We start from the raw sequence: 24,657 nt of genomic DNA, 5'->3' as shown, positions 1-24,657 counted from the left end.
GCTCACCCCCCCGCCGCGCGCTTCCAGAACATCGATACCAGCGGCGGCAGCTTGCCGGCGCAGCCCAGCGCGCGACCGCGCGCCAGGGTCAGGTGCATCTCATCATTGGAGAACACCGTGTTGATCGCATCGAAGCTGTACGCAGCGACGGTGTTCTCACTGCGGCGTTCGCGTGCCCAGCGCTGCAGGCGGTGCGGTGACATCCACTCCTGGCGGCGCTGCTGTGCCGCCAGCACCATCGTCCGCAGCGCGGCGACATCGCGCAGGCCGAGATTGACACCCTGCCCGGCCAACGGATGCACCACATGCGCCGCATCACCGAGCGCGAGCACGCGGCCGGCGACGTAGCCGGTCGCCAACTGGCGGCGCAGCGGGAAGGCCGCGCGCTTGGAGGCCAGGGTCATCGCCCCCAGCCGCCCGGCAAAGGCATGGGTGAGCTCACGGCCGAAGGCGGCCTCGTCGAGTGCCAGCACGCGCTCGGCCTCGGCCTCGGCCTCGGGCAGCGTCCACACGATCGAACTGCGCTGCGCGCTGATCGGCAGGACCGCCAGCGGGCCGGTCACCAGGAAGCGCTGCCACGCGGTGGCTTCATTGTTCTTTTCGGTATCCACGTAGGCAACCACGCCACGCTGGCCGTAATCCTGGCGGGTCACCTCCAGCCCGGCCAGACGGCGCAGGGTGGATTCGGCCCCGTCGGCGGCGACCGCGAGCGAGGCGTCGAGCCGACGGCCGTCGTCCAGGCGCAGGCGCACCCCGTTGGCGTCCTGCTCGAGTGCTTCCACCCGCGCCGGGCAGCACAGCTGCACGCCGGCCCCCGGCAGCGCCGCCCACAGGCGGTCCACCAGCAGATCGTTCTCGACGATCCAGCCCAGTTGTTCGCGGCCGAGCGTATCGGCGTCGAAGCGCAGTTCGCCGCCGCCGGCCGCATCCCAGACCCGCATGCGGCGGTAGGCACAGGCACGCGCGGCGGTCACCGCCGGCCACACGCCGAGCGCGGCCAGCAGCTGGGCGTTGTCCGGCGCGAACGCATACACGCGCAGATCCGGTTGCTGCGGTTGCCAGGCGGCGGGCTCGCGGCCTTCCACCAACGTCACCGACAACCCGGCATCGGCCAAGGCCAAGGCACAGGCCGCGCCGACCACACCGCCACCGACCACCACCACGTCCTGCGGACGCCGGCTCACAGGCCCGCTCCGCGGCACAGCGCCGGCACCTGGCCGCGGAAGCCCATCGCGCCACCGACCAGCATCGACTGCATCGGCGTGGCCTGTGCCGCCAGCAACCCGAGCGAACGCAGCGGCCGCATCAGCGGTGCCGGGTTGCTGGTCAGGCGTGCCAGCCCGCCGGAGAAGGCGATGGTCTGCTCGCGGTCTTCCTGACGTCGTGCCACGTGTTCGCGCAGCAGTGCATCGCTGCCGGCATCGTCGGCCTCGGCGACCAGTTCGGCCAGGGTCAGCGCATCGCGCAGGCCCAGGTTGAAGCCCTGTGCGCCCAGCGGATGGATGGTCTGCGCGGCATTGCCAAGCAGGACGGCACGCTCGCCGACCAACGCGCGCGACAGCACCTGGATCAACGGATATGCGCTGCGCGGCCCGCTCTCCAGCAACCGGCCGGCACGCCAGCCGATCGCACCCTGCAGGCGGCTCACCCACGCCGCATCGTCCAGCGCCATCACCGCCTCGGCCTGCTCGCGGGCAACGCCGTGCACCGCACCGAAGTGACGGTCGCCACGCGGCAGCAACGCGGTCGGGCCGCTGTCGGTGAAGCGCTCGTACGCGGTGCCATCCGGCGCACGTGCGGCACGCACCCGCGACACGAACAGGGTCTGTTGGAAATCGTGTTCGTCCACGCCGATGCCCAGCGCGTCGCGCACGCCACTGCGGGTCCCATCGGCACCCACGACCAGGCGGGCCAACAGGCAGCGCTCACCTCGGTCATCGGCAATGAACACCTCGCGGTACCCGTCCACCGTGGCGCCCAGGCGCACGAACCGGGCCGGACGATAGCGGGTCAGGCGGGTCAGCGTCTCCAGCCGCGCCTCCAGCGCCTGGCCAAAATCGCGGGCCACGACCACCTGGCCGAACCACGGGCGCTGGTACTGCGCGGCCTCCATCTGCACCCGGCCGAAATCGCCGGCACGGCTGACATGGATACGGGTGATCGCGCCCGGCGCAGCGGCCAGCTTCTGCATCACGCCCAGCGCGGTCAGCGCGTTGACGGTGGCCGCAGCAAAGCTGAGGTTGCGCTGGTCGAAGACCGCCGGCAGCGTGCCCGGCGGCGACGCCTCGACCAGGCCGACATCGCGGCCGGCACGGTCCAGGGCGATGGCCAGGCTGGCACCGACCAGCCCGCCACCTACGATCACTACATCATGTCGTTCACTCATGCCCGCCATGATAAGGGTTCGTCCGTTCCGGCGGCGTGCGGCGGCCTGCCGCAGCAGGCGCTAGAATGAATGCCTGCCCTCACCCGTCACCGCCATGACCTCCACTGCCCAACGCGCCTTTGTCCTGTCCGTGCTCGTGCTGTTGATGGCGGCCACGCGGGTCAACCATTTCGCGGCGATTCCGGATGCCTCCTGGGCGGTGTTCTTCATCGGCGGCTTCTACCTGCGCCAGTGGACCCGCTGGGCGTTCCCGCTGCTGATGGCGCTGGCGGTAGTGGTCGACTGGATCGTGATCCGCCGCAGCGGCCTGGATTTCTGGCAGCACTACTGCGTCTCGCCGGGCTACTGGATGCTGCTGCCGGCGTACTTCGCGATGTGGGGCGGTGGCATGCTGCTGCGCGGCGGCTATCACGGCGCCCACTGGGCCGCGCTGGGCAAGGGCGCGCTGTTGCTGGTCGCGGCGGTGGCGGTCTGTCATCTGTTCGCCCAGGGCGGCTTCTACTGGACCAGTGACAGCGTGGCCGCCCCCACCCTCGGTGGCTGGGCGAAGAACTACAGCGACTGGTTCCTGCCCTACCTGCGCACCGCCGCGGTCTACGTCGGCCTGGCCGCCGCCCTGCAGCTGGCGACCGAACAGGTCGGCAAGCTGCTGCAGGCGCGCCGCGACGTGCTGCACTGAGCGCGGCCGGGCTCGCCGATGGGTAACCGCCTTTCCCGTATCTATACGCGCACCGGTGACGATGGCAGTACCGGGCTGGGCGATGGCAGCCGCGTGGCCAAGGACGACGCCCGCGTCGCCGCCTACGGCACCGTCGATGAGGCCAACTCGGCGCTCGGGGTGCTGCTCGCGGCACCGCTGCCCGACGACATCCGCGCGCTGCTGACGGTGATCCAGCACCAGCTGTTCGATCTGGGCGGCGAGCTGTGCATCCCCGGCCATGCCGCCATCCACGCCGCCGACATCGAGGCGCTGGAGCTGCAGTTGGACCACTACAACGCCGATCTGCCGGTGTTGAAGGAGTTCATCCTGCCGGCCGGTGGCGAAGCGGCGGCGCGCTGCCATCTGGCCCGCACCATCGTGCGCCGCGCCGAGCGCGAGACGGTCACGCTGGCGCGCCGCGAGACGGTCCGCCCGGAAGCACTGCACTACCTCAACCGCCTGTCGGACCTGCTGTTCGTGCTCGCGCGCGTGCTGGCCCGCGCCGACGGCCACGGCGAGGTGCTCTGGCGCCACGAGCGCCGCCACGCCTGAGCGGCCCTGCCGCCCCACCCGGATATCCTGCCCGCATGCTGGTTTTCACCCACCCCGCCTGTCTGCAACACGATCCCGGCCGCGGCCACCCCGAATGCCCGGCGCGCCTGCAGGGAGTGCTCGATGCGCTCAAGACGGCCTATCCGGACCAGCTGGACTGGCGGGAGGCGCCGCCGGCCAAGCTCGGCGAGCTGGCCCGGGTCCATGACAGCGAACTGATCGATCTGGTCCTCAAGCCGCAGACCGAGCCGCTGCGCCTGATCGACATGGACACCATGACCTCGCCCGGCTCGGCCAGTGCGGCCCTGCATGCGGCCGGTGCCGGCGTGGCGGCGGTCGATGCGGTGATGCTCGGCCAGGACCCGGTCGCGTTCTGCGCGGTGCGCCCGCCGGGCCACCATGCCAGCGCCAACACGGCGATGGGCTTCTGCCTGTTCAACAACATCGCCATCGCCGCGGCCTACGCCCGCGACCGCTATGGACTGGAGCGGATCGCCATCGTCGATTTCGACGTGCACCACGGCAACGGCACCCAGGACATCTTCATCGCCGATCCCGGGGTGGCCTACTACAGCACCCACCAGGCCGGTCTGTTCCCCAATTCCGGCCTCCGCCGCGACCGCGGGGCCGGCAATCTGATGAACATCCTGCTGCCCCCGGGCAGTGGCGGCTTCCGCTTCCGCAACACCTGGGCCGACGAAATGCTGCCGGCCATTGATGATTTCCGCCCGCAGCTGCTGCTGATCTCGGCCGGCTTCGATGCGCACATGCGCGACCCGCAGGCCGACCTGATGCTGGAAACGGAGGATTTCGCCTGGATCACCGCCGAGCTGCGCGGGCTCGCCCGCCGCCACGGCGCCGGGCGGATCGTGTCGATGCTCGAGGGCGGATACGACCTGCAGGCCTTGGCCGAGTGCAGCGTGGCCCACGTCGGCCAGCTGCGCTGAACCGCGCGGACCGGGCCTTGGAATGAACCCGGCCCCCTGCGTGGGCGGGACCTTCATTGCCCCTATGCAAGGGATGGGGCAAGCTACGATCCGTTTTCGCCCGAATCCGATACCGCGTGCGCCGAGCCCTCCGCCTGCTGCCCCTCCCCCTCAGTATCGCCATCTGCCTGCCGGCCCTGGCCGACGACAAGCCGGTGAACTGGGGCCTGTGCCCGGTGACCGACGTGCTGCCCGTGTTCGACGATGCGCCCAAGGCTGACAAAGCCGCGGCCGCGACGCGTGACCAGCAGCCGACGGACATCGAAGGCGACCAACTGACCGGTACCTCCGTGGTACCCAACTACCAGGGCAATGTCGCGCTCAAGCGCGGCGACCAGTTCCTGGGCACCGACAACCTGAGCTTCGACACCGAAAGCGGCAACTACATCGCCGAGGGCAACGTCCGCTATCAGGACTCCTCGATCCGGATGAAGGCCAAGCGCGCCGAAGGCAATCAGGAAAGCGACACCCACAAAATCTCCGACATCCAGTACCAACTGGTGTCCCGCCGGGGCAACGGTGGCGCCGAGTCGATCGATCTGCAGGGCGCGGTGGGCCAGATGCACCGCTCCACCTACACCACCTGCGATCCCTCGCAGCCGGTGTGGAAGCTCTCGGCACCGCAGATCGAGGTCGATAACGACGCCGGCTTCGGTACCGCGCGCAATGCCGTGCTGCGCATCGGCAAGGTTCCGGTGCTGTGGGCGCCGTACTTCAAGTTCCCGATCGATGACCGCCGCCAGACCGGCCTGCTTTACCCGCAGGTGGGGCTGTCCGGCCGCAACGGCTTCGACTACACCCAGCCGATCTATCTGAACCTGGCGCCGAACTTCGACGACACCCTGATGCCGCGCTACATGAGCAAGCGCGGTTTCATGCTCGACAACGAATTCCGCTATCTCTACGACGGCGGCCGCGGCGAGCTGCTGACCGCCTACCTGCCCAACGACAAGCTGCGCGACAAGGATCGCGGCCGCGTGGAGTTCAGCGGGTACCACAACATCAACGCCAACTGGCAGGCCCGTGCGAGCCTGGCCTGGGTCAGCGACGAGCGCTATCTGGAGGATTTCTCCAACCGGCTGCTCGGCGTGACCACCTCCAACCTGCAGAGCCAGATCGGCATCTACGGCACCGGTGAGAACTGGACCGGCGGCCTGATGGCCGACTATTGGCAGCTCACCGATTACACCCTGACCGAAGCGTCCCTGCCGTACGCGCGCCAGCCGCGCCTGTTCGTCAACTGGGACAAGCCGCTGCTGCCGTGGCTGGAAACCGGCGTGTATGCCGAAGCGGTGAACTTCACGCACCTGGACGTGCACGAGAAGTTCGGCGCGGACCAGGAATACGAGCGCACCGGTGTGTCACGCAGCATGGACGGCGGCTCGCGACTGGATGTGAAACCGTATGTCTCGATGCCGTTCAGCGGCGCGGCCTGGTACGTCACCCCGACCCTGGCCTACCGCTACACCGGGTACGATTTGGAACGCGGGTTGGCCGATGACATCCGTCGGCAGAATCTGATCGCCGCCGGCATCGACCCGGCTACCGCGACCCCCGACCAATTGCGCGGCAACACCTCGCCGAGCCGCAGCCTGCCGATCGGCACCATCGACGCGGGCCTGTTCTTCGATCGGGAAACCACCATCGGCGACACGCGCTTCCTGCACACGCTGGAACCGCGCCTGTTCTATCTGCGTACGCCCTACCGCGACCAGAGCGACCTGCCGGTGTTCGATACGCGTGACTTCACCTTCAGCTGGGGCCAGCTGTTCCGCGACTCGCGCTACTCCGGCGCCGATCGCCAGAACGACGCCAACCAGCTGACCATGGCGGTGAGCACCCGCTTCATCGACCAGGACACCGGCAAGGAGCGCTTCTCGGGCAGCATCGGCCAGATCCTGTACTTCGATGATTCCCGGGTCACGCTCAACAGCAGTGAAACGCCGGTCGAGCAGGGCAAGTCGGCCTGGATCGCCGATACGAACTACATGATCAACGACCGCTGGACCTTGGGTGCCACCTATCAGTGGGATCCCAAGTACAAGCGTGAGGATCTGGCCAGCGTACGCGCGCGCTACCTCATGTCCAACGACGGCATCGTCAACCTGACCTACCGCAGCCGCTTGAATCCACAGGCCTCGACCACGGCGACCCGCCGCGACCGGACGCTGCTGGAGCAGGCCGACCTGTCCTTCCTCTACCCGCTGAACGAGCGCTGGAGCCTGGTCGGACGCTATTACTACTCCATCCAGGACCGCGCCCCGCTGGAAATCATCGGTGGCGTGCAGTGGGACAGCTGCTGTCTGGCCGTTCGCGCCATCGCCCGCCGCTACGTGCGCAATCGCGAGGGTGAACTGAACAACTCCTTCCAGATCGAGTTCGTGCTCAAGGGCCTGAGCTCCATCGGCCAGAACACGGACCGCACCTTGCGCCGTGCTATTCTCGGGTACTACCGAGACGACCTCTATCTGGTGCCGCCCAGCAACACCGGTGCAGCCCGCGACGACTACGATCCGAATCAGATCCCATGACCAAGACCCTTCCCGTACTCCTCGCCTCCCTGCTGGCGGTCTCCTCCGCGACGGCCCCGTTGCAGGTGCTGGCCCAGCAGAGTCAGCCGCTGGACCGCATCGCGGCGATCGTCGATGAGGACGTCGTGCTGCAGAGCGAACTGGACCGCGCCGTCCAGAACATCAAGGCCCAGTACGCCGGTCGTGAAAACCAGCTGCCGCCTGATGACGTGCTCAGCCGCCAGGTGCTCGAGCGTCTGGTGCTGGTGAAGCTGCAGGTGGCGCGTGCCGAGAGCAGCGGCATCAAGGTCAGCGATCAGGAACTGAACCAGGCCATCAACGCCATCGCCCAGCAGAACGGTTCCACCCTGGATGCCCTGCGCCAGCGTCTGGCCAGCGATGGCTTGGATTTCAACGATTTCCGCAATTCGGTGCGTGACGAGATCACCGTCCAGCGCCTGCGCCAGAGCTTCGCGCAGAGCCGCATCACCGTCAGCGAAGGCGAAGTGGATGGCGCGCTCAAGCAGCAGGCCACCGTGGGCACCCAGTACCACCTGGCCCACATCCTGATCGGCCTGCCGGAAGGCGCCACCGCCGAGCAGATCACCACCGGCCAGAAGAAGGCCGATGGCGTCAAGGCGCTGCTGGACAAGGGCGAGCTCGACTTCAACGCGGCCGCCGTCCGTTATTCGGACAGTCCCAACGCGCTGGAAGGCGGCGACCTGGGCTGGCGTTCGCTGGATGAAATCCCGAATGCCTTCGCGCAGATGATGAAAGAGATGAAGTCCGGCGACGTGGTCGGCCCGCTGCGTGGCCCCAGTGGTTTCCAGCTGCTGAAGCTGGTCGAGGTGCGTGATGCCAGCGCGGCCGCTGACGGCGGTCACACCATCACCGAGTACCACGCCCGTCATATCCTGGTCCGCATCACCGACCAGCAGGACAATGCCGCGGCCAAGGCCAAGATCGACACCCTGCGCGCCCGCATCGCCGGCGGCGCCGAGTTCGATGCAGTGGCCAAGGAATCCTCGGAAGACAACAACAGCAAGGGCCAGGGCGGCGATCTGGGCTGGTTCCCGGCCGATGCCTTCGGCCCGGACTTCGGCAAGCAGGTTGAAGGCATCACCGACGGCGGCGTGAGCCAGCCGTTCCGTACCGATGCCGGCTGGCACATCGTCCAGCGCGTCGCCACGCGCCAGACCGATGCCACCACCGACAACCAGCGCGCCCAGATCCGTGAAACGATCGGCCGCCGCAAGCTGGAGGAAGAGTACAACCGCTTCCTGCAGGAACTGCGTGGCGAAGCCTACGTGGATATGCGCGGTTATGCCCCGGGTGCCGCGGCGACCACGCCGCCGCAGTCCTGATCCATGCTCCCGCAGCTCGCGCTGGTACCGGGCGAGCCGGCGGGGATCGGCCCGGAGCTCTGCCTCCGTCTGATCCAGCAGCCGCGCACCGATTGCCGGCTGCTGGCCTTCGCCGACCCGGACACGCTGCAGGCTGCCGCCGCTGCGCTGTCGCTGCCGCTGCAGCTCCTGCCTGAAGACACCATCGCCCGCCAGCCGGGCGATCTGCCGTTGCGCGTGGTGCCCAATGCGGTGCCCTCCCGTTTCGGCACGCCGGATCCAGCCAACGCCGGGGCGGTGATCGGCGCGCTGCGACAGGCCGGGCAGGCCTGCCTGACCGGTGAACTGGCCGGCGTGGTCACCGGCCCGGTGCACAAGGCGGTCATCAACGAGGGCGGCATCGCCTACAGCGGCACGACCGAACTGCTGGCCGACCAGGCCCGCACCCCGGTGGTGATGATGCTCGCCAATGACATTGTCCGGGTCGCCCTGGCCACCACCCACCTGCCCTTGCGCGCCGTGGCCGATGCGATCACCCCTGACGGGCTGGCGCTGACCCTGCAGATCGTCCACGACGCCCTGCAGCGCGATTTCGGCCTGGCCTCGCCGCGCATCGCCGTGCTCGGGCTGAACCCGCACGCTGGCGAAGACGGCCACCTGGGCCGCGAAGAGCTCGACCTGATCATCCCCCTGCTGGAGCGCCTGCGCACCCGGGGCATGGACCTGGTCGGCCCGCTGCCGGCCGACACCGCCTTCCTGCCGGCCAAGCTGGCCGGGTTCGACACGGTGCTGGCCATGTACCACGACCAGGGCCTGCCGGTGCTCAAGTACAGCGGCTTCGAGCAGGCCGTCAACATCACCCTGGGCCTGCCCTACCCGCGCGTCGCGGTCGACCATGGCACCGCCCTGGATCTGGCCGGCCGCGGCGTGGCCGACCCTTCCAGCCTCCTCGCTGCCACCGCGCTGTGTGCCCGGCTGGCGCGCCAACGTACACTGGTGTCATGACTTCTTCGTATTCCTCCTCCGGCGCGCCCGGTTTCTCCGGCCCCGCCAAGAAGCAGCTCGGCCAGCACTTCCTCGCCGACCGCAGCTACATCGACAAGATCGTGCTGGCGGTCAGCCCGAAAGACGGCGACCGCCTGGTCGAGATCGGCCCGGGCCAGGGCGCGATCACCCTGCCGCTGCTGCGTCGCCACCCGAAGCTGACCGTGATCGAGTTCGATCGGGATCTGGTCGGCCCGCTGGCCGCCGCCGCCGAACCGCTGGGCGAGATGACCATCATCCACCGCGACGTGCTGCAGGTGGACTTCACCGAGCTGGCCGCAGGCAGCCCGATCCGCCTGGTCGGCAACCTCCCCTACAACATCTCCTCGCCGATCCTGTTCCATGCGCTGGACCACGCGGCGGTGATCACCGACATGCACTTCATGCTGCAGAAGGAAGTGGTCGACCGCATGGCCGCCGATCCGGGCAGCAAGGTGTATGGCCGGCTGAGCGTGATGCTGCAGGCGTTCTGCAAGGTCACCTCGCTGTTCGTGGTGCCACCGGGTGCGTTCCGTCCGCCGCCGAAGGTCGATTCGGCGGTGGTGCGGCTGGTCCCGCGGGATCCGGCCACGGTCGGCATCCTGGACCGCAAGCGCTTCGCCCACGTGGTCAAGGCCGCCTTCGGGCAGCGTCGCAAGACCCTGCGCAATGCCCTGCAGAACGTGTGCACGCCCGAGCAGTTCGAAGCGGCTGGCGTGCGCAGCGACGCCCGCGCCGAGCAGCTGGACGTGGCGCAGTTCATCGCGCTGGCCAACGTCCCGTACGAGGCTGACGCGCCGCAGGGTTGAGCGCGCCACCTCGTGGCCAGCACCGGCCGCGCGCACGTAGAACCGCCTGACATCCATGACGGGGGCGCTGCCAGCTTGGGCAGCACTCATCTCATCGTGCACAACATTCACTAAACTGCCTGCATGAACGACGCTGCAAACTACGCGATCTCCGTCGAGGTCGCCCCCCGCTTCCTCGATGACCAGTCCACCCCGGAGGACGGCCGCTACGCGTTCGCCTATACGATCCGCATCCTCAACCGGGGCCGCGTCGCGGCACGGCTGGTGGCCCGCCACTGGCGGATCACCGATGCCAATGGCCGCATCGAGCATGTCGACGGCGATGGGGTGATCGGCGAGCAGCCACGGCTGCGCCCCGGTGAAGACTTCCGTTACACCTCCGGTGTCATGCTGGAGACCGAGCACGGCACGATGCAGGGGCACTACGACATGGTGGCCGATGACGGCACCGAGTTCGCCGCCCCCATCGCGCCGTTCGTCCTGACCGTTCCGCGCACACTGCACTGATGGAGGCGCACGCATGAGTGTCTGGGCCATCGGCGACCTGCAGGGCTGCTACGACGTCACCCAGCGGTTGCTGGAAAAAATCAAGTTCGACCCTGCGGTCGACAAACTGTGGTTCTGCGGCGACCTGGTCAACCGCGGCGGGCAATCGCTGGAAACCCTGCGCCTGGTCCATTCGCTGCGCGAGAGCAGCGTGATCGTGCTGGGCAACCATGACCTGTCCCTGCTTGCCGTCGGTGCCCGCACCGAGGAAGAGCAGCGCAAGGTCAACCCGGACCTGCTGCGGATCGTGCAGGCCGAGGACCGCGACGAACTGCTGGAGTGGCTGCGCCTGCAGAAGCTGGCCCACGTGGACCGTGAGCTGGGCTGGATGATGATCCACGCCGGGCTGGCCCCGAAGTGGACCACCCAGCTGGCCGAGAAACACGCCCGCGAGGTCGAGCAGCAGCTGCACGGCAGCGGCTACCGCAAGCTGTTCCGCAACATGTACGGCGACAAGCCGAGCTGGTCACCCGGCCTGGCCGGCTACGACCGCTCGCGCGCGATCATCAACCTGTTCACGCGCATGCGTTACTGCACGCCGCGGGGTCGGATCGGGATCGAGGACAAGGGCACGCCGGGCACCCAGGAACAGGGGCTGTATCCCTGGTTCGAAGTGCCGGGCCGCGCCGAGCGCGATCTGAAGATCGTCTGCGGGCACTGGTCCGCCCTCGGCCTGACCATCACCCAGGGCGTGCACGCGATCGATACCGGCGCGGTCTGGGGAGGCAAGCTCACCGCACTGCAGTTGGATACTGAAGAACTGCGCGTGGTGCAGGTGCCGGGCCGCGATGTGCCCAAGCCGGTCTCCGCGCCGCGTCCGCCGGCACGCCGGCCGGCCGCCGAGGGGGCGCCGCCGAACGGGCGTCCACCGCGTCAGGGTCAAGGCCAGGGGCGCGACCGTGGCCGGGGCGGCCAGGGCCGACAGGGCGGTGGTGCGAAGCCCGCGCAGAACGCCGAGCAGCAGCCGCGGCAACAGCAGCAGCCGCAGCCGCAGAACAACGACATCACCAGCGACGCCGAATGAGCCGCAGGCCGGTCAGTGCGACCGGCCTGCCTGCAGCGCGTGCTCAGGCCCGGCGGTAATCCACGAAATCGAACGCGTACGCGTGCCGCTCGTCGGCCGCGTGGTGTTCGCGCGCCACTTCCACCCACAGCGCCGGATCGACCGGCGGGAAGTGGGTATCGGCCGGTACCGTTGTCTGTACCCAGGTCAGGTGCAGATCGGTGGCCTGGGCCATGGCCAGGCGATAGATCTCACCGCCGCCGATCACGCACAGTTCTTCCGCGTCGGTGTCCGCCGCGGCCTGCAGCGCCTGCTCGATCGAGGCCACCGCCTGCATGCCGTCGAACGGCACCTGCCCGCTGCGGGTCAGCACCAGGTTCAACCGGCCCGGCAAGGCACGGCCGAGCGACTGCGCGGTCCTGCGCCCCATCAGGATCGGCTTGCCGACGGTCAGCGCCTTGAAGCGCTTGAGATCATCGGGCAGCTTCCACGGCAGGTCGTTGTCACGGCCGATGCCGTGGTCGCGGTCAAGCGCGGCGATCAGCGAGAGCTTCATGCGCGTGCCGCTCACACCGCCACCGGGGCCTTGATCGCCGGATGCGGGTCGTAACCATCGATGCGGATGTCATCGAACTGGAAACCGAACAGATCGGTCACCTCGGGGTTCAACCACAGTGTCGGCAGCGCGCGCGGCTCACGCGCGAGCTGTTGCCGGGCCTGCTCGAAGTGGTTCGAGTACAGGTGCGCATCACCCAGGGTGTGCACGAAATCGCCGACACCCAGCCCCGTTGCCTGCGCCACCATGTGGGTCAGCAGCGCATAGCTGGCGATGTTGAACGGCACGCCGAGGAAGATGTCGCCGCTGCGCTGGTAGAGCTGGCAGCTGAGTTTGCCGTCCACCACGTAGAACTGGAACAGGTTGTGGCACGGCATCAAGGCCATCTGCGACAGCTCGCCCACGTTCCAGGCGCTGACCACCAGCCGCCGCGAATCGGGGTTGCGCTTGATCTCGTCCACCAGCCACTGCATCTGGTCGATCGCGCCGCCATCGGCAGTGGCCCAGCTGCGCCATTGCTTGCCGTAGATCGGGCCGAGGTCGCCGTTGGCATCGGCCCACTCGTCCCAGATCCGCACCTGGTTGTCCTTGAGGTACCCGATGTTGGTATCGCCCTTCAGGAACCACAGCAGCTCGTGGATGATCGAGCGCAGGTGCAGCTTCTTGGTGGTGACCAGCGGGAAGCCGTCATTGAGGTTGAAGCGCATCTGCCAGCCGAACACGCTGCGCGTGCCGGTACCGGTGCGGTCGGATTTCTCCGTGCCGTGCTCCAGTACATGCTCAAGCAGTTCCAGATAGGCCTTCATGCCTTGGCTCCTTGGGCGGCGACCGGCAGCACCGGCTGCAGCACCGGCGCGCGGCGCGACAGCACCAGCAGCACCAGGCCGAACACCACCAGCGGCAAGCTCAGCAACTGGCCCCGGGTGAACCAGTCGAAGGCGAGGTAGACGCCGTTGTCGGGCATGCGCACGAACTCGACCGCGAAGCGGAAGATGCCATACATCAGCGCGAACAGGCCGGCGATGACGTAGCGGTGGCGCGGCTTGGCCGACACGGCCCACAGCACCACGAACATCACCAGGCCTTCCAGCAGCGCTTCATACAGCTGCGAGGGATGGCGGGCGTACGGGTTGAGCGCGCCGGTGGCGAACTCGGCCTTCAGCGTGGCCAGATCCAGCGCGTTCAACGGTGCCGGCAGGCCGCTCGGGAACACGACGCCCCAGCTGCCATCGGTGTACTTGCCCCACAGCTCGGCGCCGATGAAGTTGCCGATGCGGCCGAAGCCCAGGCCCAACGGGACCAGCGGTGCCATGAAATCGATCGTGTCGAACAGGTGCAGGCGATGCTTGCGCGACCACCACCACGCGGCGAACAGCACGCCGAGCAGGCCACCGTGGAAGCTCATGCCGCCGTCCCACACCTTGAACAGCAGCAGCGGGTTGTGCAGGAATTCGGAGGTGGCGTAGAACAGCATGTAGCCCACGCGGCCACCGACGACCACGCCGAGCATCGCGTAGAACAGCAGGTCGGAGAAGCCGTTGGCATCGACCCCGGGCAGGCGCCCGGCCGCGATCCGCTTGCGCCCCAGCCACCAGGCCGCAGTGAAGCCGAGCAGGTACATGATGCCGTACCAATGCACCTTGATCGGCCCGAGCGAGATGGCGATGGGGTCGATGTCGTGGAAATAGATCATGAAGGGCGCCTTGCAGGGATGCCGATATTCTAGCGCCGCCCGGGAGCGGCCTCGCGGCGGCCCCCGACCGCGCGATTGCCGGGCTTCAGCCCAGGATCTGCGGCGTGTCCGGCAGGCCGTCATCCTGTGACCCCGGAACGGGCGGATAGTGCCCGGCCAGCAGGTCCGAAACCTCTTCGATCGCCAGCAGCACGGCCTCCTGCAGCGCACCCTCGCGCAGCCGCTGCTGCATGTGCGCGCAGATGGCCCGCCACTGCGCCTCACCGATCCGGCCGCGCAGGCCGCGATCGGCGACCAGCTCGATCGCATGGTCGGCCAGCAGCAGGTAGATCAGCACGCCATTGTTGTGTTCGGTATCCCAGGTGCGCAGCTGGGCGAAGGCCTGCCCGGCGCGTTGCTGTGCGGTGATGCCCTGCCACAACGCGGCCAGCGGCAGATCCGCTTCCACCGCGAACATGACCTGGCCACCGTGGCGGCGCTCGCCGGCGGTGATCGCCTCGGTGATCGCCTGCAGCTGTGCGGGTGGGAAGGCGCGCCGCACCGACGGGGAGAACACATGCCGGAGCCAGCGCATCACCAGCCTCCCGAGGCGCCACCGCCTCCCGAACGTCCACCCCCGCCGCCCCAGCCGCCTCCACCGCCGCCGAAGCCACCACCGCCGCCACCGAACCCGCCACCGCCCCAGCCACCCCCACCCCAGCCGCCACTGCGCGCGAACACGCCGCCGCGGCCGGCCGACGTCAGGCCGACCAGCAGGCCCACCACGGCGGCGGCGCCACTGGCGACCACCAGCGAGGTGAACAGGAACGCCGCCACCCCGGCCCCGGCACCGCTCGCCAGCGCGCGCAGCGGTCGCGGCAGCCAGCCCAGCATCCCGCGCAGGAACAGACCGGCAAACAGGCCGATGCCCAGCGCCATCGTCCAGTTACCACCCGCCGGGGTGTCCTGGGCGCGATGCGTGCTGACCGGCGCGGGCAGCGCCTCGCCGTCGATCAGCTTGACCAGCGCGGCGCTGGCGTCGGTGAGGCCACCGGCGTAGTCGTTGCTGCGGAACCGCGGGGCCAGGTACTCCTGGATCACCCGGTTGGCGATCGCATCCGGGATCGCGCCTTCCAGGCCGTAGCCCGGCTCGATGCGGACCCGGCGATCGTCCTTGGCCACCACCAGCAGCACGCCGTCATCCACGCCCTTGCGGCCGATGGACCACTGCTCGAACACCCGCTGGGTGTACTGCTCGATGGTTTCCGGCGCGGTGGTCGGCACCATCAGGATCTGCAGCTGGCTGCCCTTGCGCTGCTGCAACGCCAACGCCTGCGCTTGCAGGGCCTGGATCTGCGCTGCGTCCAATGTGCCGGTGGTGTCCACCACCGGCGAGGACATCGGCGGGATGGCCGCCTGGGTCTGCGCCCAGGCCGGCAGCGCCAGCGCCAGGCAGAGCAGCAGCAGGCAACGCAGCAGGCGCGTGGTCACGGGCTCAGTTCGCCGGCTGTGGCTGCTGCTGCGGGGCGGGCGGCTGCGGCGCGGGCGCCGGCGCCGGTTCCTGCGAACCGAACTTGACCGCCGGCGGCTGCGAGATCTGCGCCTCGTTCTCCACCGTGAAGTTCGGCTTGGTCGCATAGCCGAACAGCTTGGCGGTGATCACCTGCGGGAACTGGCGGATGTAGGTGTTGTAGTCCTGCACCATCTGGATATAGCGGCCGCGCGCCACGGTGATGCGGTTCTCGGTGCCTTCCAGCTGCGCCTGCAGATCGCGGAAACCCTGGTCGGATTTCAGGTTCGGGTAGTTCTCGGTGACCACCAGCAGGCGTGACAGCGCACCGCTCAGTTCGCCCTGGGCCTGCTGGAACTGCTTCAGGGAGTCGGCGTCGTCGGCATTGACGTTGACCTGCCCCACGCGCGCACGGGCGTTGGTGACATCGGTCAGCACCTGGCGTTCCTGGTTGGCATAGCCTTCCACGGTCTGCACCAGGTTGGGGATCAGATCGGCGCGGCGCTTGTACTGGTTGAGCACCTCGGCCCAACCGGCCTTGACCTGCTCATCCTTCTGCTGGATGGCGTTGTAGCCACAGCCGGACAACAGGGAGGCCAGCACGGCCAGGCACAACAAACGGGAGAACGATCGCATGGCCGGCTCCGGATCTCGATGAACGGGATCCGGAGCATGCCACGTCTTGGGTAAAGCGGATGTGGGTACCGACCAACGGTCGGTATTTACCAGTTGCCGGCACCCGGCACGTTGTGTGCCACGGCGCGACGGCGCATCAGCAGGTTCAGCCATTCCACCAGCACCGAGAAGCCCATCGCGGCGTAGATGTAGGGCTTGGGCACGTGCACGCTCAGGCCATCCAGGATGAGCACCACGCCGATCAGCAGGATGAAGGCCAGGGCCAGCATCTTCACGGTCGGGTTGGCATCGATGAAGCGGCCCAGCGGGTTGGCGGCCAGCAGCATCACGGCGACCGACAGCAGGATCGCGGCGACCATCACCGGGATGTGGTCGGCGATGCCCACGGCGGTGATCACCGAGTCCAGCGAGAACACGATGTCGATCACGGCGATCTGCGCGATCACCATGCCGAACACGGCCGAGGCCTTGGTGGTGGTCGGGTCTTCGTCTTCGCCGCCGGTGATCAGCTCGCGGATCTCCATGGTGCCCTTGATGATCAGGAACAGGCCACCGAGGATCAGCACCAGGTCGCGGATGGAGATGCCCATGCCGGCGATGGTGAACAGGTTGGCTTCCATGTGGGCCAGATAGGCCAGCGAGACCAGCAGCAGGATGCGGGTGATGCAGGCCACCGCGATGCCGAGCTTGCGCGCGAACGGACGGCGCGCCTCGGGCAGCTTGCTCACCGCGATCGAGATGAAGACCAGGTTGTCGATGCCCAGCACGATTTCCAGCGCGCTCAGCGTAAACAGGGTCAACCAGACATTGGGGTCGGACAACAACTCAAGGAACATGGACTTCCATCCTTACAGGGGGGATGACGCGCGTAACGCGTCAGAAGTGTTACGTCAGAGGATCTGCGGCAGCAGGATCAGGACCCAGCACACCAGTACGTTCATCATCAGCACGAAGACCGCGGCCGAGCCCATGTCCTTGGCACGTCCGGCGAGCTCGTGGAACTCCGCGCCGTAGCGCTCGATCACCGCCTCGATCGCCGAGTTGGCCAGTTCCATGGCCAGCACCAGCAGCACCGAGCCGATCATCAGCGCACGCTCCACCGGGGTCTGGCCGAGCCAGAGCGCCGACGGGGCGAGCACGATCAGCAGGTAGACCTCCAGCCGGAACGAGGACTCGTGCAGCCAGGCCGCACGCAGCCCCTGCCAGGACCAGACCGCGGCCTTGAAGATGCGCTTGGGGCCGCGCGGCAGGTGGCCGATTTCATCCGCCATGGGCAGGTGCCCCGGTCGGCAACGCAGGCCGGAACGGCAGGAACAGCACACGGCAGACAGTCATGGGCATCGCTGAATGGGGCAGGCAATCCCTCATTTTGCCATAAGCCGGCCAAGCCATTGTCGAAGGCGGCCAACGCCCGTCCGTGGTAAAGCGCGGCGTGGCGGCAGCTTTTATGATGGACGCCTGCCCGTCCGGGCACCCGAGCGGGTGCCCCACCCCAGGAGTTGCCCATGCTGCATCGCCGTGCCCGCCCCCTTCTGCTCGCCCTTGCCCTGGGCGCCGCCCTGCCCGCGTTGGCCCGTACCCCGGCCCCCGCTGCGCCGCAGGTGCCCACCCAGGTCTCCAACGTGGCCTGGGCCGGCGACATGGCGCAGTTCGCGGCCCAGGACGCGACCAACCCGCCCCCGCGCGGGGGCATCGAGTTCATCGGCAGCTCCTCGATCCGCATGTGGGAGAGCCTGGCCACCGATTTTCCGGGCCAGCCGGTGTTCAACCGCGGCTTCGGCGGCTCGGAAGTGCGTGACAGCACCTGGTACGCCGACCGCATCGTGATCCCGTATGCGCCGTGCAAGGTGTTCTTCTACGCTGGCGACAACGACCTCAACAGCGGCCGCAGCCCGGCCCAGGTCCGCGACGACGTGGTGGCCTTCGTCAAGCGCGTGCACCGCGACCTGCCCAAGACCACGGTGGAAATCATCTCGATCAAGCCCAGCCCCTCGCGCGCGAACCTGCTGCCCGCGGTGGTGGAAGCCAACGGCTTGATCCAGACGGCGCTGGCCTCGCTGCCCAACACCGGCTACACCGATGTCTACACGCCGATGCTCGGTGCCGACGGCCAGCCGCGCGCCGCGCTGTTCCGCGAGGACATGCTGCACATGACGCCGGACGGCTATGCGATCTGGCGCAAGGCGCTGGCGCCCAAGGTGCAGTGCCACTGAGCCACGCGGGGAGGCGCAGCGCCTCCCCGACTCAGCGGTAGTGGATCGTGGCCTGGGTACCCTGCCCGGGCTCGCTGGTCAGGGCGATCTTCCAGCCGAAGCGGTCGCACAGCCGGCGCACGATCGACAGCCCCAGCCCGGTGCCCTGTGGACGGCTGGGCTCGGCACGATAGAACGGCTCGAACGCACGCCCGAGTGCTTCGGCGGACATCCCGATGCCGGTATCGCGCACGACCACGCGATCGTCTTCGACATCGACGTCGATCCGGCCTTCGTCGGTATAGCTGCAGGCATTGCGCAGCAGGTTGCTGACCACCACCTGCAGCACCCGCGGCGGCGCGTGCAGCATCACCGGGCCATGGCTGTGCAGGTGGATCTCCACGGGCCGCCCGGCAATCAGCTCGCGGGCGTTGTCGACCTCGTAGCGGACGATCTCGTTGACGTCGAACAGCTCGACCTGCGGCTCGACATCGGCCTCGCGGGCGAGGATCAGGAAGGCATCGATCACCGCTTCCATGTCACGCCCGGCGCGCTGGATGCGCTGCAGGCCGCGGCGCAGGCGCGGGGTCATGTCCTGGTCGCCCAGCGCCATGTCGCTGGCCACCCGGATCACGGTCAGCGGGGTGCGCAGCTCATGGCTGGCATCGCGGGTGAAGTTGCGCTCGCGCGCGACGTGCGCGGTGACCTTGGTGGCCAGCGAGTGCAGCGCCGCGGCCAGCTGGCGGGTCTCGCCCTGCATGTCGGCCGGCAGCTTGGCCGGGGCCAGATCGGCCGCTTCCGGATGCCCGGGGTCCCATCGCGAGACGCGCCGGGCCAGCCAGTTCACCGGGGATACCAGGCGTTTGGAGGCGCGATAGGTGATCCACGAGGCGCCGTAGACGGCCAGCAGGGTCAGCAGCACCGGCACGACGCCGAACCAGAACGCCAGCATCTCCGCGCGCGAACGCAGGAACACCAGATACAGGCGGCCTTCCGGACGCGCATCGACCAGCACCAGCTGGTCGTCGTCCTTGAGCTCATGGAAGCCGGGGGCGAGCGTGCGCAGGTTGGCCGGCAGGCTCAGCGGCGACTGCCCGGTCTCGAGCAGGTAACCGCGGATGTTCTGGGTATTGGGCGGCGGCTGCACCGGCGAGGCCTCGTGCAGTTGCCAGTAGTAGCCGGCCTCTTCCTGCAGCGCGCTGCTGACCAGGCTGTGCTTGATCACCAACGACACCAGCCAGGCGCCCAGCAGGATGCCCAGGCTGGCGAGCACGGCTTGGAGGATGAAGACGATGCGGATCTTGCGCGGCAGACCGTGCGGCATTACGGGGTCCAGGGCGGTTCGCGGCGATTATAGGAAAGCTTGCCGTGAGTCCATCGTGCAAACCATGACAACGGCCCGGCAGATGCCGGGCCGTCATGCTCCAGAGGGTACCGGAGGATCGGATCGCTCATGCCGCCCGCAGGCGGCCGAGCGGCGATCGACCGCCCATCAGCTCATCGGCTGGGCGATATCGGCAATACGGTAACCGGCGCTCTGCACGGTGTGCAGCAGCGGGCGGTCGAACGGCTTGTCGATGATCTTGCGCAGGTTGTACAGATGGCTGCGCAGGGTGTCCGAGTCGGGCAGACCATTGCCCCAGATCTCGCGTTCGATTTCCTGGCGGGTCACCACACGCGGCGATTCGCGCATGAGGATCGTCAGCAGGCGCAGGCCGATCGGCGAGAGCTGCAGTTCGGTGCCGGCACGCGTCGCGCGCATACTGACCGGATCGAGCACGAGGTCGGCGACCTTGAGCACTTCCGAGCCGACCTGGCGACGCTCGCGACGGATCAGCGCGCGCAGACGGGCTTCCAGTTCCTGGATCGCGAACGGCTTGGTCAGGTAGTCATCGGCGCCGAACCCCAGGCCGGTGAGCTTGTCGTCCAGCGTGTCGCGCGCGGTCAGCATCAGCACCGGCGTGGACTTGCGCGCGTCGTTGCGCAGGCGGCGACAGACTTCGATGCCGTCCAGACGCGGCAGCATCAGGTCCAGCACGACCACGTCGTAGCTGTTCTCGGCCGCCAGACGATAACCGTCCAGCCCATCCTGGGCGTAGTCGACTTCGAAGCCGCGCCCTTCCAGGTACTCGCCGATCATCTCGGAAATATTACGGTTGTCTTCGACCACCAGCACCAGGCCGGAGGTCTCCTTTGTCTGACGCATGGGATTCCCTCTTTCTTCAGCTTTGTGAAACATGCCGCATCGCCAGTGGACGCGGTGTGAAGTTCCTCACACACCGATCAAAGCAGGGGTTTGAGCAGCGGCCAGACGTTGTCCAGCACCTGCGGCTGCGCAGCTGCGGTGGGGTGCAGCCCGTCGGCCTGCATCAGGTTCGGCTTCAAGGCCACCCCTTCGAGCAGGAACGGCAGCAGCGGCACGTCGTACTGCTTGGCCAGCGCCGCGTAGGTCTGGCGCAGGCGCTGGCGGTAGGCTGGGCCGTAGTTGGGCGGCACATCGATACCCAGCAGCAGCACCTTGGCGCCCGCCTTCTGGCTGGCCACGATCATCTTTTCCAGGTTGCCCTGCAGTTGCGCCGGGGTCAGTCCGCGCAGCGCATCGTTGCCGCCCAGTTCGATCACCACCACGGACGGCCGATGCTTCTCCAGCAGCCCTGGCAGGCGGGTCAGCGCGCCGGCGGTCGTCTCGCCGCTGATGCTGGCGTTGATGATCGCCGGCGGCGCCTTGATCTGTTGTTTGACCCGCTGCTGAAGCAGGTTTACCCAGCCCGACGCGGCCGGGATATTGTGGGCGGCACTGAGGCTGTCGCCGACCACCAGCACCGCCGCACGGGTGTCCGGAGCTTTGGCACAGGCCAGCATCGGCATCAGCAGCAACCCTGCCAGCAGCCAGCCCATCGAGGCCACGCGGCCCATTCCACTTGCTTGGTTCATTGGAGAATCCTCATCGACAGCCTGTCCCCCCGCAGCGCGCCCGTCGCCATCGCCGCCCACAACGTGGGCAAGTCCGCACGTGGCCCGGAGGGTGAAGTCCACATACTGGACAACATTGACATGACCGTCCATGAAGGCGAGAGCGTGGCGATCGTCGGCGCTTCAGGTTCGGGCAAGACCACCCTGCTCGGCCTGCTCGCCGGCCTGGACCTGCCCAGCCACGGCACCATCGCGCTGGCCGGCGCCGCGCTCAACACGCTCGATGAGGAAGCCCGCGCGCAGCTGCGCGCACGCGAGGTCGGCTTCGTGTTCCAGAGCTTCCACCTGCTGCCGGCACTGACCGCCGAAGAGAACATCGCGCTGCCGCTGGAACTGGCCGGCCGCGAAGATCCCGCGCGGGTGCGCGAGGTCTTGGAACAGGTCGGCCTGGGCCATCGTGCGCGTCACTACCCGCGCCAGCTTTCCGGTGGCGAACAGCAGCGGGTGGCGCTGGCCCGTGCGTTCGTGGCGCGGCCGCGCATCCTGTTCGCCGATGAGCCGACCGGCAGCCTGGACCAGGCCACCGGGCAGCAGATCAGCGACCTGCTGTTCGCGCTCAACGCCACCAGCGATACCACCCTGGTGCTGGTCACCCATGACCTGCGCCTGGCGCAGCGCTGCGAGCGCATCTACCAGCTCGACGGTGGCCGCCTGGCCGACACCGTTGCCGGCGCAGGCGCATGAATGTCGTGCGCCATGCGGCGCGTGCGCTGCGCCGCGAATTCCTGGCCGGCGATCTGCTGACCGTGTTCGCCGCACTGGTGTTGGGCGTGGCGGTGATGACCGCCGTCGGGACATTGGTCAACCGCGTGACCCTGGCACTGACCGGCAGCGCGGCGGAGATGCTTGGCGGTGATCTGGGCCTGAGCGGCCGTGAGGACATCCCGCAGACCTTCGCCGACGCGGCGCGCGAGCGCGGCTTGGCCAACACGCGCATGGTCAGCTTCCCCAGCGTGCTGTTCCATGGCGATGACAGCCAGATGGCCAACATCAAGGCGGTCGCCGATGGCTACCCGCTGCGCGGTGAACTGCGGGTCAGCCGCACGCTGCATGACAGCGCCAGCGAAACGGCAGGAACGCCGCCACCGGGCCAAGCGTATGCCGATCCCCGCCTGATGCAGGCGCTTGGCCTGCAGGTGGGCGATGCACTGGAATTCGGCGCGGGCACGTTGACCGTGACCCGCGTGCTGCAGGCCGAGCCGGATACCTCCGGTGAGCTGATGCAACTGTCGCCGCCGCTGCTGGTGAACCGCATCGATGTGGATCGCGCCGGCCTGCTGGGGCCGGGCAGCCGCGCGTCGTACCGGATGATGTTCGCCGGTGCGCCGGGGCAGATCGAGGCCTTCCGCGAATGGCTCACGCCGCAGGCCAAGGGCTACCGCATTGTCGGCATCGCCGATGCCCAGCGCGGTGTACGCGGCGCGTTCGATCTGGCCGGGCGCTTCCTGTCGCTGGCCGCGTTGCTGGCGGTGTTGCTGGCCGGTGTCGCCACCGCACTGGCGGCCAACCGCTTCGCGATGCGACGCATCGACCAGGTCGCGATCCTGCGCTGCCTGGGGGCGCGCCAGCGCGACATCCTCACCGCGATGGCGCTGCAGCTGGTGATGCTGGCGATACCGGCCTGCCTGGTCGGTATCGGGCTGGGCATGGCTGCCCAGGCCGGGCTGGTGCAGGCACTGGGCGGGTTGATTCCGAACCGCCTGCCCCTGCCGCAGGCCACGCCGGCACTGAGTGGAGCCGGCATCGGGCTGGTGCTGCTGCTGGGCTTTGGTCTGCCGCCGCTGCTGCGCCTGCGCAGCGTGCCGCCGATGCGCGTGCTCAACCGCAGCTTCGCCGCGCTGCCGCCGAGTTCGATGCTGGTCTATGCCGCCGCATTGGCGGCCACCGTGGCGCTCACCATGCAGGCCACCGGCGATGTGAAACTGGCGACGTGGGTGCTCGGCGGGCTGGCCGCGCTGGCGGCACTGGCCGGTGCGCTCGGCGCGCTGCTGCTGTGGCTGCTGCGTGGGCTGCAGCCGCGCCTGCGCGGGCGCTGGAAGCTGGGCCTGGCTTCGTTGACGCGACGCCGCGGGCTGGCGGTGATGCAGCTGGTCGGCCTGTCGCTGTCGCTGTGTTCGCTGCTGCTGCTGTCGGTGATCGGTCCGGGGCTGTTGGCGCAGTGGCGCGATCGCCTGCCGACCGATACACCGAACTACTTCCTGATGAACATCCAGCCCGAGCAGCGCGATGCGGTGCTGGCCACGTTGGGTGGGCTCGGGGTGGTCGCGCCGGGCATCGAGCCGTTCAGTACCGGCCGCCTGCTCGCGGTCAACGACCGGCCGCCGCAGCGGCAGGCGCGCGAGGACAACAGCAACGAGGAAGACGATGCCAACCGGCCGGTCAATTTTTCGTGGCGGCATGATTTCCCGCCGGCCAATACGCTGCTCAGCGGGACGTTCTGGAAGGCGGGCAGCACCGCGGCCGAGGCCTCGATCGAGCAGGGCTGGGCCGAGCGTTACGGGATGACGCTGGGCGACACGGTGACGCTGCAGATGGGCGATCAGGAGCGCAGTTTCACGATCACCAGCATCCGCAAGGCGGACTGGGATTCGTTCCGGGTCAACTTCTTCCTGCTGCTCAACGAAGGCGCGGTTGCCGATGCGCCGTACAACCTGATTACCGCCTTCCATCTGCCACGCGCGCAGGCACCGGCGCTGGCCGGGCTGACCCGGGCGTACCCGAACATTTCACTGTTGGATATCGACGGCATCCTGGAGCGGGTGCGCGAGGTGGTGGATCGGGTGAGCCAGGCGGTGCAGCTGGTGATGGGCTTCAGTCTGCTGGCCGGGCTGCTGGTGTTGCTGGCGGCGTTGCAGGCGACGGCTGGTGAGCGGCGCTACGACAGTGCGGTGCTGCGTACGCTGGGGGCAACGCGCCGTCAGCTGCGCGGTGCGGTGCTGGTGGAGTTTGGTGCGCTGGGGCTGTTGTCGGCGTTGTTGGCGGTGGGCGCGGCGGCGCTGCTGGGCACGGTGGTGGCGCGGCAGGTGTTCGAGTTGACGCTGAGCCCGCCGTGGGGACCGTTGTTGGTGGGCGGTGGGTTGGGTGTGCTGTTGAGCATGCTGGCCGGCTGGTGGGGCACGCGGCGGATTCTGCATACGCCGCCGGCGTTGGCGCTTCGGGAGGCGTGAGTTGGGGCGCCGTTGCATTGAAAGCGAAAGCAAAAGCGACGGCGTCTTGGTGTTCATGGCCTGAAGGCTGGCGGCCAGCCCTGCCCAGGACGC

General features: G+C 68.3%; 25 protein-coding genes. 12 read left to right on the top strand and 13 right to left on the bottom strand.

Features of this window, described 5'->3' with window-relative positions; all coding sequences use genetic code 11:
• Positions 1 to 2: 2 nt before the first annotated feature.
• Both ABE422_RS13130 and ubiH read right to left on the bottom strand, forming a co-directional pair.
• Complete coding sequence (locus tag ABE422_RS13130) at positions 3 to 1,184, bottom strand: UbiH/UbiF family hydroxylase (protein WP_346483130.1); 1,182 nt, start codon at positions 1,182 to 1,184, stop codon at positions 3 to 5.
• Positions 1,181 to 2,386: a 2-octaprenyl-6-methoxyphenyl hydroxylase gene (gene ubiH, locus ABE422_RS13125; protein WP_313219953.1), complete on the bottom strand. Its 1,206-nt coding sequence runs from the start codon at positions 2,384 to 2,386 to the stop codon at positions 1,181 to 1,183. Before ubiH ends, ABE422_RS13130 begins: the two co-directional genes overlap by 4 nt.
• A 94-nt stretch (positions 2,387 to 2,480) precedes the next feature.
• Here ubiH and ABE422_RS13120 point away from each other — a divergent pair, with 94 nt between their 5' ends.
• From ABE422_RS13120 to ABE422_RS13080, 9 genes are all read left to right on the top strand, one after another.
• Complete coding sequence (locus ABE422_RS13120; protein WP_313210112.1) at positions 2,481 to 3,065, top strand: hypothetical protein; 585 nt, start codon at positions 2,481 to 2,483, stop codon at positions 3,063 to 3,065.
• An 18-nt stretch (positions 3,066 to 3,083) separates the two neighbouring features.
• Positions 3,084 to 3,638, top strand: coding sequence for a cob(I)yrinic acid a,c-diamide adenosyltransferase (locus ABE422_RS13115; RefSeq protein ID WP_313210114.1), 555 nt, complete (start codon positions 3,084 to 3,086; stop codon positions 3,636 to 3,638).
• A gap of 35 nt (positions 3,639 to 3,673) precedes the next feature.
• Positions 3,674 to 4,585, top strand: coding sequence for a histone deacetylase family protein (locus tag ABE422_RS13110; RefSeq protein WP_313219954.1), 912 nt, complete (start codon positions 3,674 to 3,676; stop codon positions 4,583 to 4,585).
• Between the two features lie 116 nt (positions 4,586 to 4,701).
• Complete coding sequence (gene lptD / locus ABE422_RS13105; RefSeq protein ID WP_313219955.1) at positions 4,702 to 7,155, top strand: LPS-assembly protein LptD; 2,454 nt, start codon at positions 4,702 to 4,704, stop codon at positions 7,153 to 7,155.
• On the top strand, positions 7,152 to 8,498 hold the full coding sequence (locus ABE422_RS13100) for a peptidylprolyl isomerase (RefSeq protein WP_313210120.1): 1,347 nt from the start codon (positions 7,152 to 7,154) through the stop codon (positions 8,496 to 8,498). Before lptD ends, ABE422_RS13100 begins: the two co-directional genes overlap by 4 nt.
• 3 nt (positions 8,499 to 8,501) lie before the next feature.
• Complete coding sequence (gene pdxA, locus ABE422_RS13095; protein WP_313210122.1) at positions 8,502 to 9,482, top strand: 4-hydroxythreonine-4-phosphate dehydrogenase PdxA; 981 nt, start codon at positions 8,502 to 8,504, stop codon at positions 9,480 to 9,482.
• The gene (gene rsmA / locus ABE422_RS13090) at positions 9,479 to 10,309 is read left to right on the top strand and encodes a 16S rRNA (adenine(1518)-N(6)/adenine(1519)-N(6))-dimethyltransferase RsmA (protein WP_152154483.1); all 831 of its coding nucleotides are present in this window, start codon (positions 9,479 to 9,481) and stop codon (positions 10,307 to 10,309) included. Before pdxA ends, rsmA begins: the two co-directional genes overlap by 4 nt.
• 123 nt (positions 10,310 to 10,432) lie before the next feature.
• Positions 10,433 to 10,816 (top strand): Co2+/Mg2+ efflux protein ApaG, encoded by a 384-nt coding sequence (apaG, locus tag ABE422_RS13085; RefSeq protein ID WP_121042792.1) that lies wholly within the window; start codon positions 10,433 to 10,435, stop codon positions 10,814 to 10,816.
• Positions 10,817 to 10,829: 13 nt separating this feature from the next.
• The gene (locus tag ABE422_RS13080; protein ID WP_346483129.1) at positions 10,830 to 11,879 is read left to right on the top strand and encodes a symmetrical bis(5'-nucleosyl)-tetraphosphatase; all 1,050 of its coding nucleotides are present in this window, start codon (positions 10,830 to 10,832) and stop codon (positions 11,877 to 11,879) included.
• A gap of 43 nt (positions 11,880 to 11,922) precedes the next feature.
• On the opposite strand, the gene ABE422_RS13075 is transcribed toward ABE422_RS13080, so the two are convergent.
• From ABE422_RS13075 to ABE422_RS13040, 8 genes are all read right to left on the bottom strand, one after another.
• Positions 11,923 to 12,414: a dihydrofolate reductase gene (locus tag ABE422_RS13075; RefSeq protein ID WP_313210132.1), complete on the bottom strand. Its 492-nt coding sequence runs from the start codon at positions 12,412 to 12,414 to the stop codon at positions 11,923 to 11,925.
• A gap of 11 nt (positions 12,415 to 12,425) precedes the next feature.
• Positions 12,426 to 13,220: a thymidylate synthase gene (locus tag ABE422_RS13070; RefSeq protein WP_313219958.1), complete on the bottom strand. Its 795-nt coding sequence runs from the start codon at positions 13,218 to 13,220 to the stop codon at positions 12,426 to 12,428.
• The gene (gene lgt, locus ABE422_RS13065; RefSeq protein WP_313210136.1) at positions 13,217 to 14,107 is read right to left on the bottom strand and encodes a prolipoprotein diacylglyceryl transferase; all 891 of its coding nucleotides are present in this window, start codon (positions 14,105 to 14,107) and stop codon (positions 13,217 to 13,219) included. Before lgt ends, ABE422_RS13070 begins: the two co-directional genes overlap by 4 nt.
• Before the next feature lie 85 nt (positions 14,108 to 14,192).
• On the bottom strand, positions 14,193 to 14,681 hold the full coding sequence (locus tag ABE422_RS13060; RefSeq protein ID WP_346462829.1) for a TPM domain-containing protein: 489 nt from the start codon (positions 14,679 to 14,681) through the stop codon (positions 14,193 to 14,195).
• Positions 14,681 to 15,577 carry a TPM domain-containing protein gene (locus ABE422_RS13055; protein ID WP_346483128.1) on the bottom strand — a complete coding sequence of 299 codons (897 nt, stop codon included), beginning with the start codon at positions 15,575 to 15,577 and terminating at the stop codon, positions 14,681 to 14,683. Before ABE422_RS13055 ends, ABE422_RS13060 begins: the two co-directional genes overlap by 1 nt.
• A 4-nt stretch (positions 15,578 to 15,581) precedes the next feature.
• A complete protein-coding gene (locus tag ABE422_RS13050; protein WP_346481809.1) occupies positions 15,582 to 16,232 on the bottom strand; it encodes a LemA family protein in 651 nt (216 codons plus the stop codon).
• A gap of 86 nt (positions 16,233 to 16,318) precedes the next feature.
• The gene (locus tag ABE422_RS13045) at positions 16,319 to 17,068 is read right to left on the bottom strand and encodes a TerC family protein (protein ID WP_088433998.1); all 750 of its coding nucleotides are present in this window, start codon (positions 17,066 to 17,068) and stop codon (positions 16,319 to 16,321) included.
• 54 nt (positions 17,069 to 17,122) lie between these two features.
• On the bottom strand, positions 17,123 to 17,503 hold the full coding sequence (locus ABE422_RS13040; protein WP_346483127.1) for a diacylglycerol kinase: 381 nt from the start codon (positions 17,501 to 17,503) through the stop codon (positions 17,123 to 17,125).
• Between the two features lie 234 nt (positions 17,504 to 17,737).
• Between ABE422_RS13040 and ABE422_RS13035 the strand changes: the two genes are divergently transcribed.
• Entirely contained in the window at positions 17,738 to 18,445 is a 708-nt protein-coding gene (locus ABE422_RS13035) for an SGNH/GDSL hydrolase family protein (protein ID WP_313210146.1), read from the top strand.
• 31 nt (positions 18,446 to 18,476) lie between these two features.
• Here the strand turns inward: ABE422_RS13035 and ABE422_RS13030 are convergent, their stop codons facing one another.
• From ABE422_RS13030 to ABE422_RS13020, 3 genes are all read right to left on the bottom strand, one after another.
• The gene (locus ABE422_RS13030) at positions 18,477 to 19,748 is read right to left on the bottom strand and encodes a HAMP domain-containing sensor histidine kinase (protein WP_346483126.1); all 1,272 of its coding nucleotides are present in this window, start codon (positions 19,746 to 19,748) and stop codon (positions 18,477 to 18,479) included.
• Between the two features lie 168 nt (positions 19,749 to 19,916).
• Complete coding sequence (locus ABE422_RS13025; RefSeq protein ID WP_019182442.1) at positions 19,917 to 20,630, bottom strand: response regulator transcription factor; 714 nt, start codon at positions 20,628 to 20,630, stop codon at positions 19,917 to 19,919.
• A gap of 77 nt (positions 20,631 to 20,707) precedes the next feature.
• Entirely contained in the window at positions 20,708 to 21,358 is a 651-nt protein-coding gene (locus tag ABE422_RS13020) for an arylesterase (protein WP_313210151.1), read from the bottom strand.
• 120 nt (positions 21,359 to 21,478) lie between these two features.
• On the opposite strand from ABE422_RS13020, the gene ABE422_RS13015 reads away from it, so the two are divergent.
• The gene (locus ABE422_RS13015; protein ID WP_313210153.1) at positions 21,479 to 22,081 is read left to right on the top strand and encodes an ATP-binding cassette domain-containing protein; all 603 of its coding nucleotides are present in this window, start codon (positions 21,479 to 21,481) and stop codon (positions 22,079 to 22,081) included.
• Positions 22,078 to 24,564, top strand: a complete 2,487-nt coding sequence (locus tag ABE422_RS13010) for an FtsX-like permease family protein (protein WP_346462831.1) — start codon at positions 22,078 to 22,080, stop codon at positions 24,562 to 24,564. Before ABE422_RS13015 ends, ABE422_RS13010 begins: the two co-directional genes overlap by 4 nt.
• The last annotated feature ends 93 nt before the right edge of the window (positions 24,565 to 24,657 follow it).

The organism is Stenotrophomonas sp. TWI1151 (genome assembly GCF_039673135.1).
In the GTDB taxonomy this organism is placed as follows: domain Bacteria; phylum Pseudomonadota; class Gammaproteobacteria; order Xanthomonadales; family Xanthomonadaceae; genus Stenotrophomonas.
The sequence above is the reverse complement of the archived record's forward strand: the minus strand, read 5'-3'. Positions and strand labels throughout refer to the sequence as shown.

Excerpts from the sequence above, each read along its gene's own strand:
- ubiH (WP_313219953.1), bottom strand. The coding sequence starts at position 2,386 with ATGAGTGAACGACATGATGTAGTGATCGTAGGTGGCGGGCTGGTCGGT.
- ABE422_RS13120 (WP_313210112.1), top strand. The coding sequence starts at position 2,481 with ATGACCTCCACTGCCCAACGCGCCTTTGTCCTGTCCGTGCTCGTGCTG.
- ABE422_RS13115 (WP_313210114.1), top strand. The coding sequence starts at position 3,084 with ATGGGTAACCGCCTTTCCCGTATCTATACGCGCACCGGTGACGATGGC.
- ABE422_RS13110 (WP_313219954.1), top strand. The coding sequence starts at position 3,674 with ATGCTGGTTTTCACCCACCCCGCCTGTCTGCAACACGATCCCGGCCGC.
- ABE422_RS13100 (WP_313210120.1), top strand. The coding sequence starts at position 7,152 with ATGACCAAGACCCTTCCCGTACTCCTCGCCTCCCTGCTGGCGGTCTCC.
- pdxA (WP_313210122.1), top strand. The coding sequence starts at position 8,502 with ATGCTCCCGCAGCTCGCGCTGGTACCGGGCGAGCCGGCGGGGATCGGC.
- rsmA (WP_152154483.1), top strand. The coding sequence starts at position 9,479 with ATGACTTCTTCGTATTCCTCCTCCGGCGCGCCCGGTTTCTCCGGCCCC.
- apaG (WP_121042792.1), top strand. The coding sequence starts at position 10,433 with ATGAACGACGCTGCAAACTACGCGATCTCCGTCGAGGTCGCCCCCCGC.
- ABE422_RS13080 (WP_346483129.1), top strand. The coding sequence starts at position 10,830 with ATGAGTGTCTGGGCCATCGGCGACCTGCAGGGCTGCTACGACGTCACC.
- ABE422_RS13075 (WP_313210132.1), bottom strand. The coding sequence starts at position 12,414 with ATGAAGCTCTCGCTGATCGCCGCGCTTGACCGCGACCACGGCATCGGC.
- ABE422_RS13070 (WP_313219958.1), bottom strand. The coding sequence starts at position 13,220 with ATGAAGGCCTATCTGGAACTGCTTGAGCATGTACTGGAGCACGGCACG.
- lgt (WP_313210136.1), bottom strand. The coding sequence starts at position 14,107 with ATGATCTATTTCCACGACATCGACCCCATCGCCATCTCGCTCGGGCCG.
- ABE422_RS13060 (WP_346462829.1), bottom strand. The coding sequence starts at position 14,681 with ATGCGCTGGCTCCGGCATGTGTTCTCCCCGTCGGTGCGGCGCGCCTTC.
- ABE422_RS13050 (WP_346481809.1), bottom strand. The coding sequence starts at position 16,232 with ATGCGATCGTTCTCCCGTTTGTTGTGCCTGGCCGTGCTGGCCTCCCTG.
- ABE422_RS13045 (WP_088433998.1), bottom strand. The coding sequence starts at position 17,068 with ATGTTCCTTGAGTTGTTGTCCGACCCCAATGTCTGGTTGACCCTGTTT.
- ABE422_RS13040 (WP_346483127.1), bottom strand. The coding sequence starts at position 17,503 with ATGGCGGATGAAATCGGCCACCTGCCGCGCGGCCCCAAGCGCATCTTC.
- ABE422_RS13035 (WP_313210146.1), top strand. The coding sequence starts at position 17,738 with ATGCTGCATCGCCGTGCCCGCCCCCTTCTGCTCGCCCTTGCCCTGGGC.
- ABE422_RS13030 (WP_346483126.1), bottom strand. The coding sequence starts at position 19,748 with ATGCCGCACGGTCTGCCGCGCAAGATCCGCATCGTCTTCATCCTCCAA.
- ABE422_RS13025 (WP_019182442.1), bottom strand. The coding sequence starts at position 20,630 with ATGCGTCAGACAAAGGAGACCTCCGGCCTGGTGCTGGTGGTCGAAGAC.
- ABE422_RS13020 (WP_313210151.1), bottom strand. The coding sequence starts at position 21,358 with ATGAACCAAGCAAGTGGAATGGGCCGCGTGGCCTCGATGGGCTGGCTG.
- ABE422_RS13015 (WP_313210153.1), top strand. The coding sequence starts at position 21,479 with ATGACCGTCCATGAAGGCGAGAGCGTGGCGATCGTCGGCGCTTCAGGT.
- ABE422_RS13010 (WP_346462831.1), top strand. The coding sequence starts at position 22,078 with ATGAATGTCGTGCGCCATGCGGCGCGTGCGCTGCGCCGCGAATTCCTG.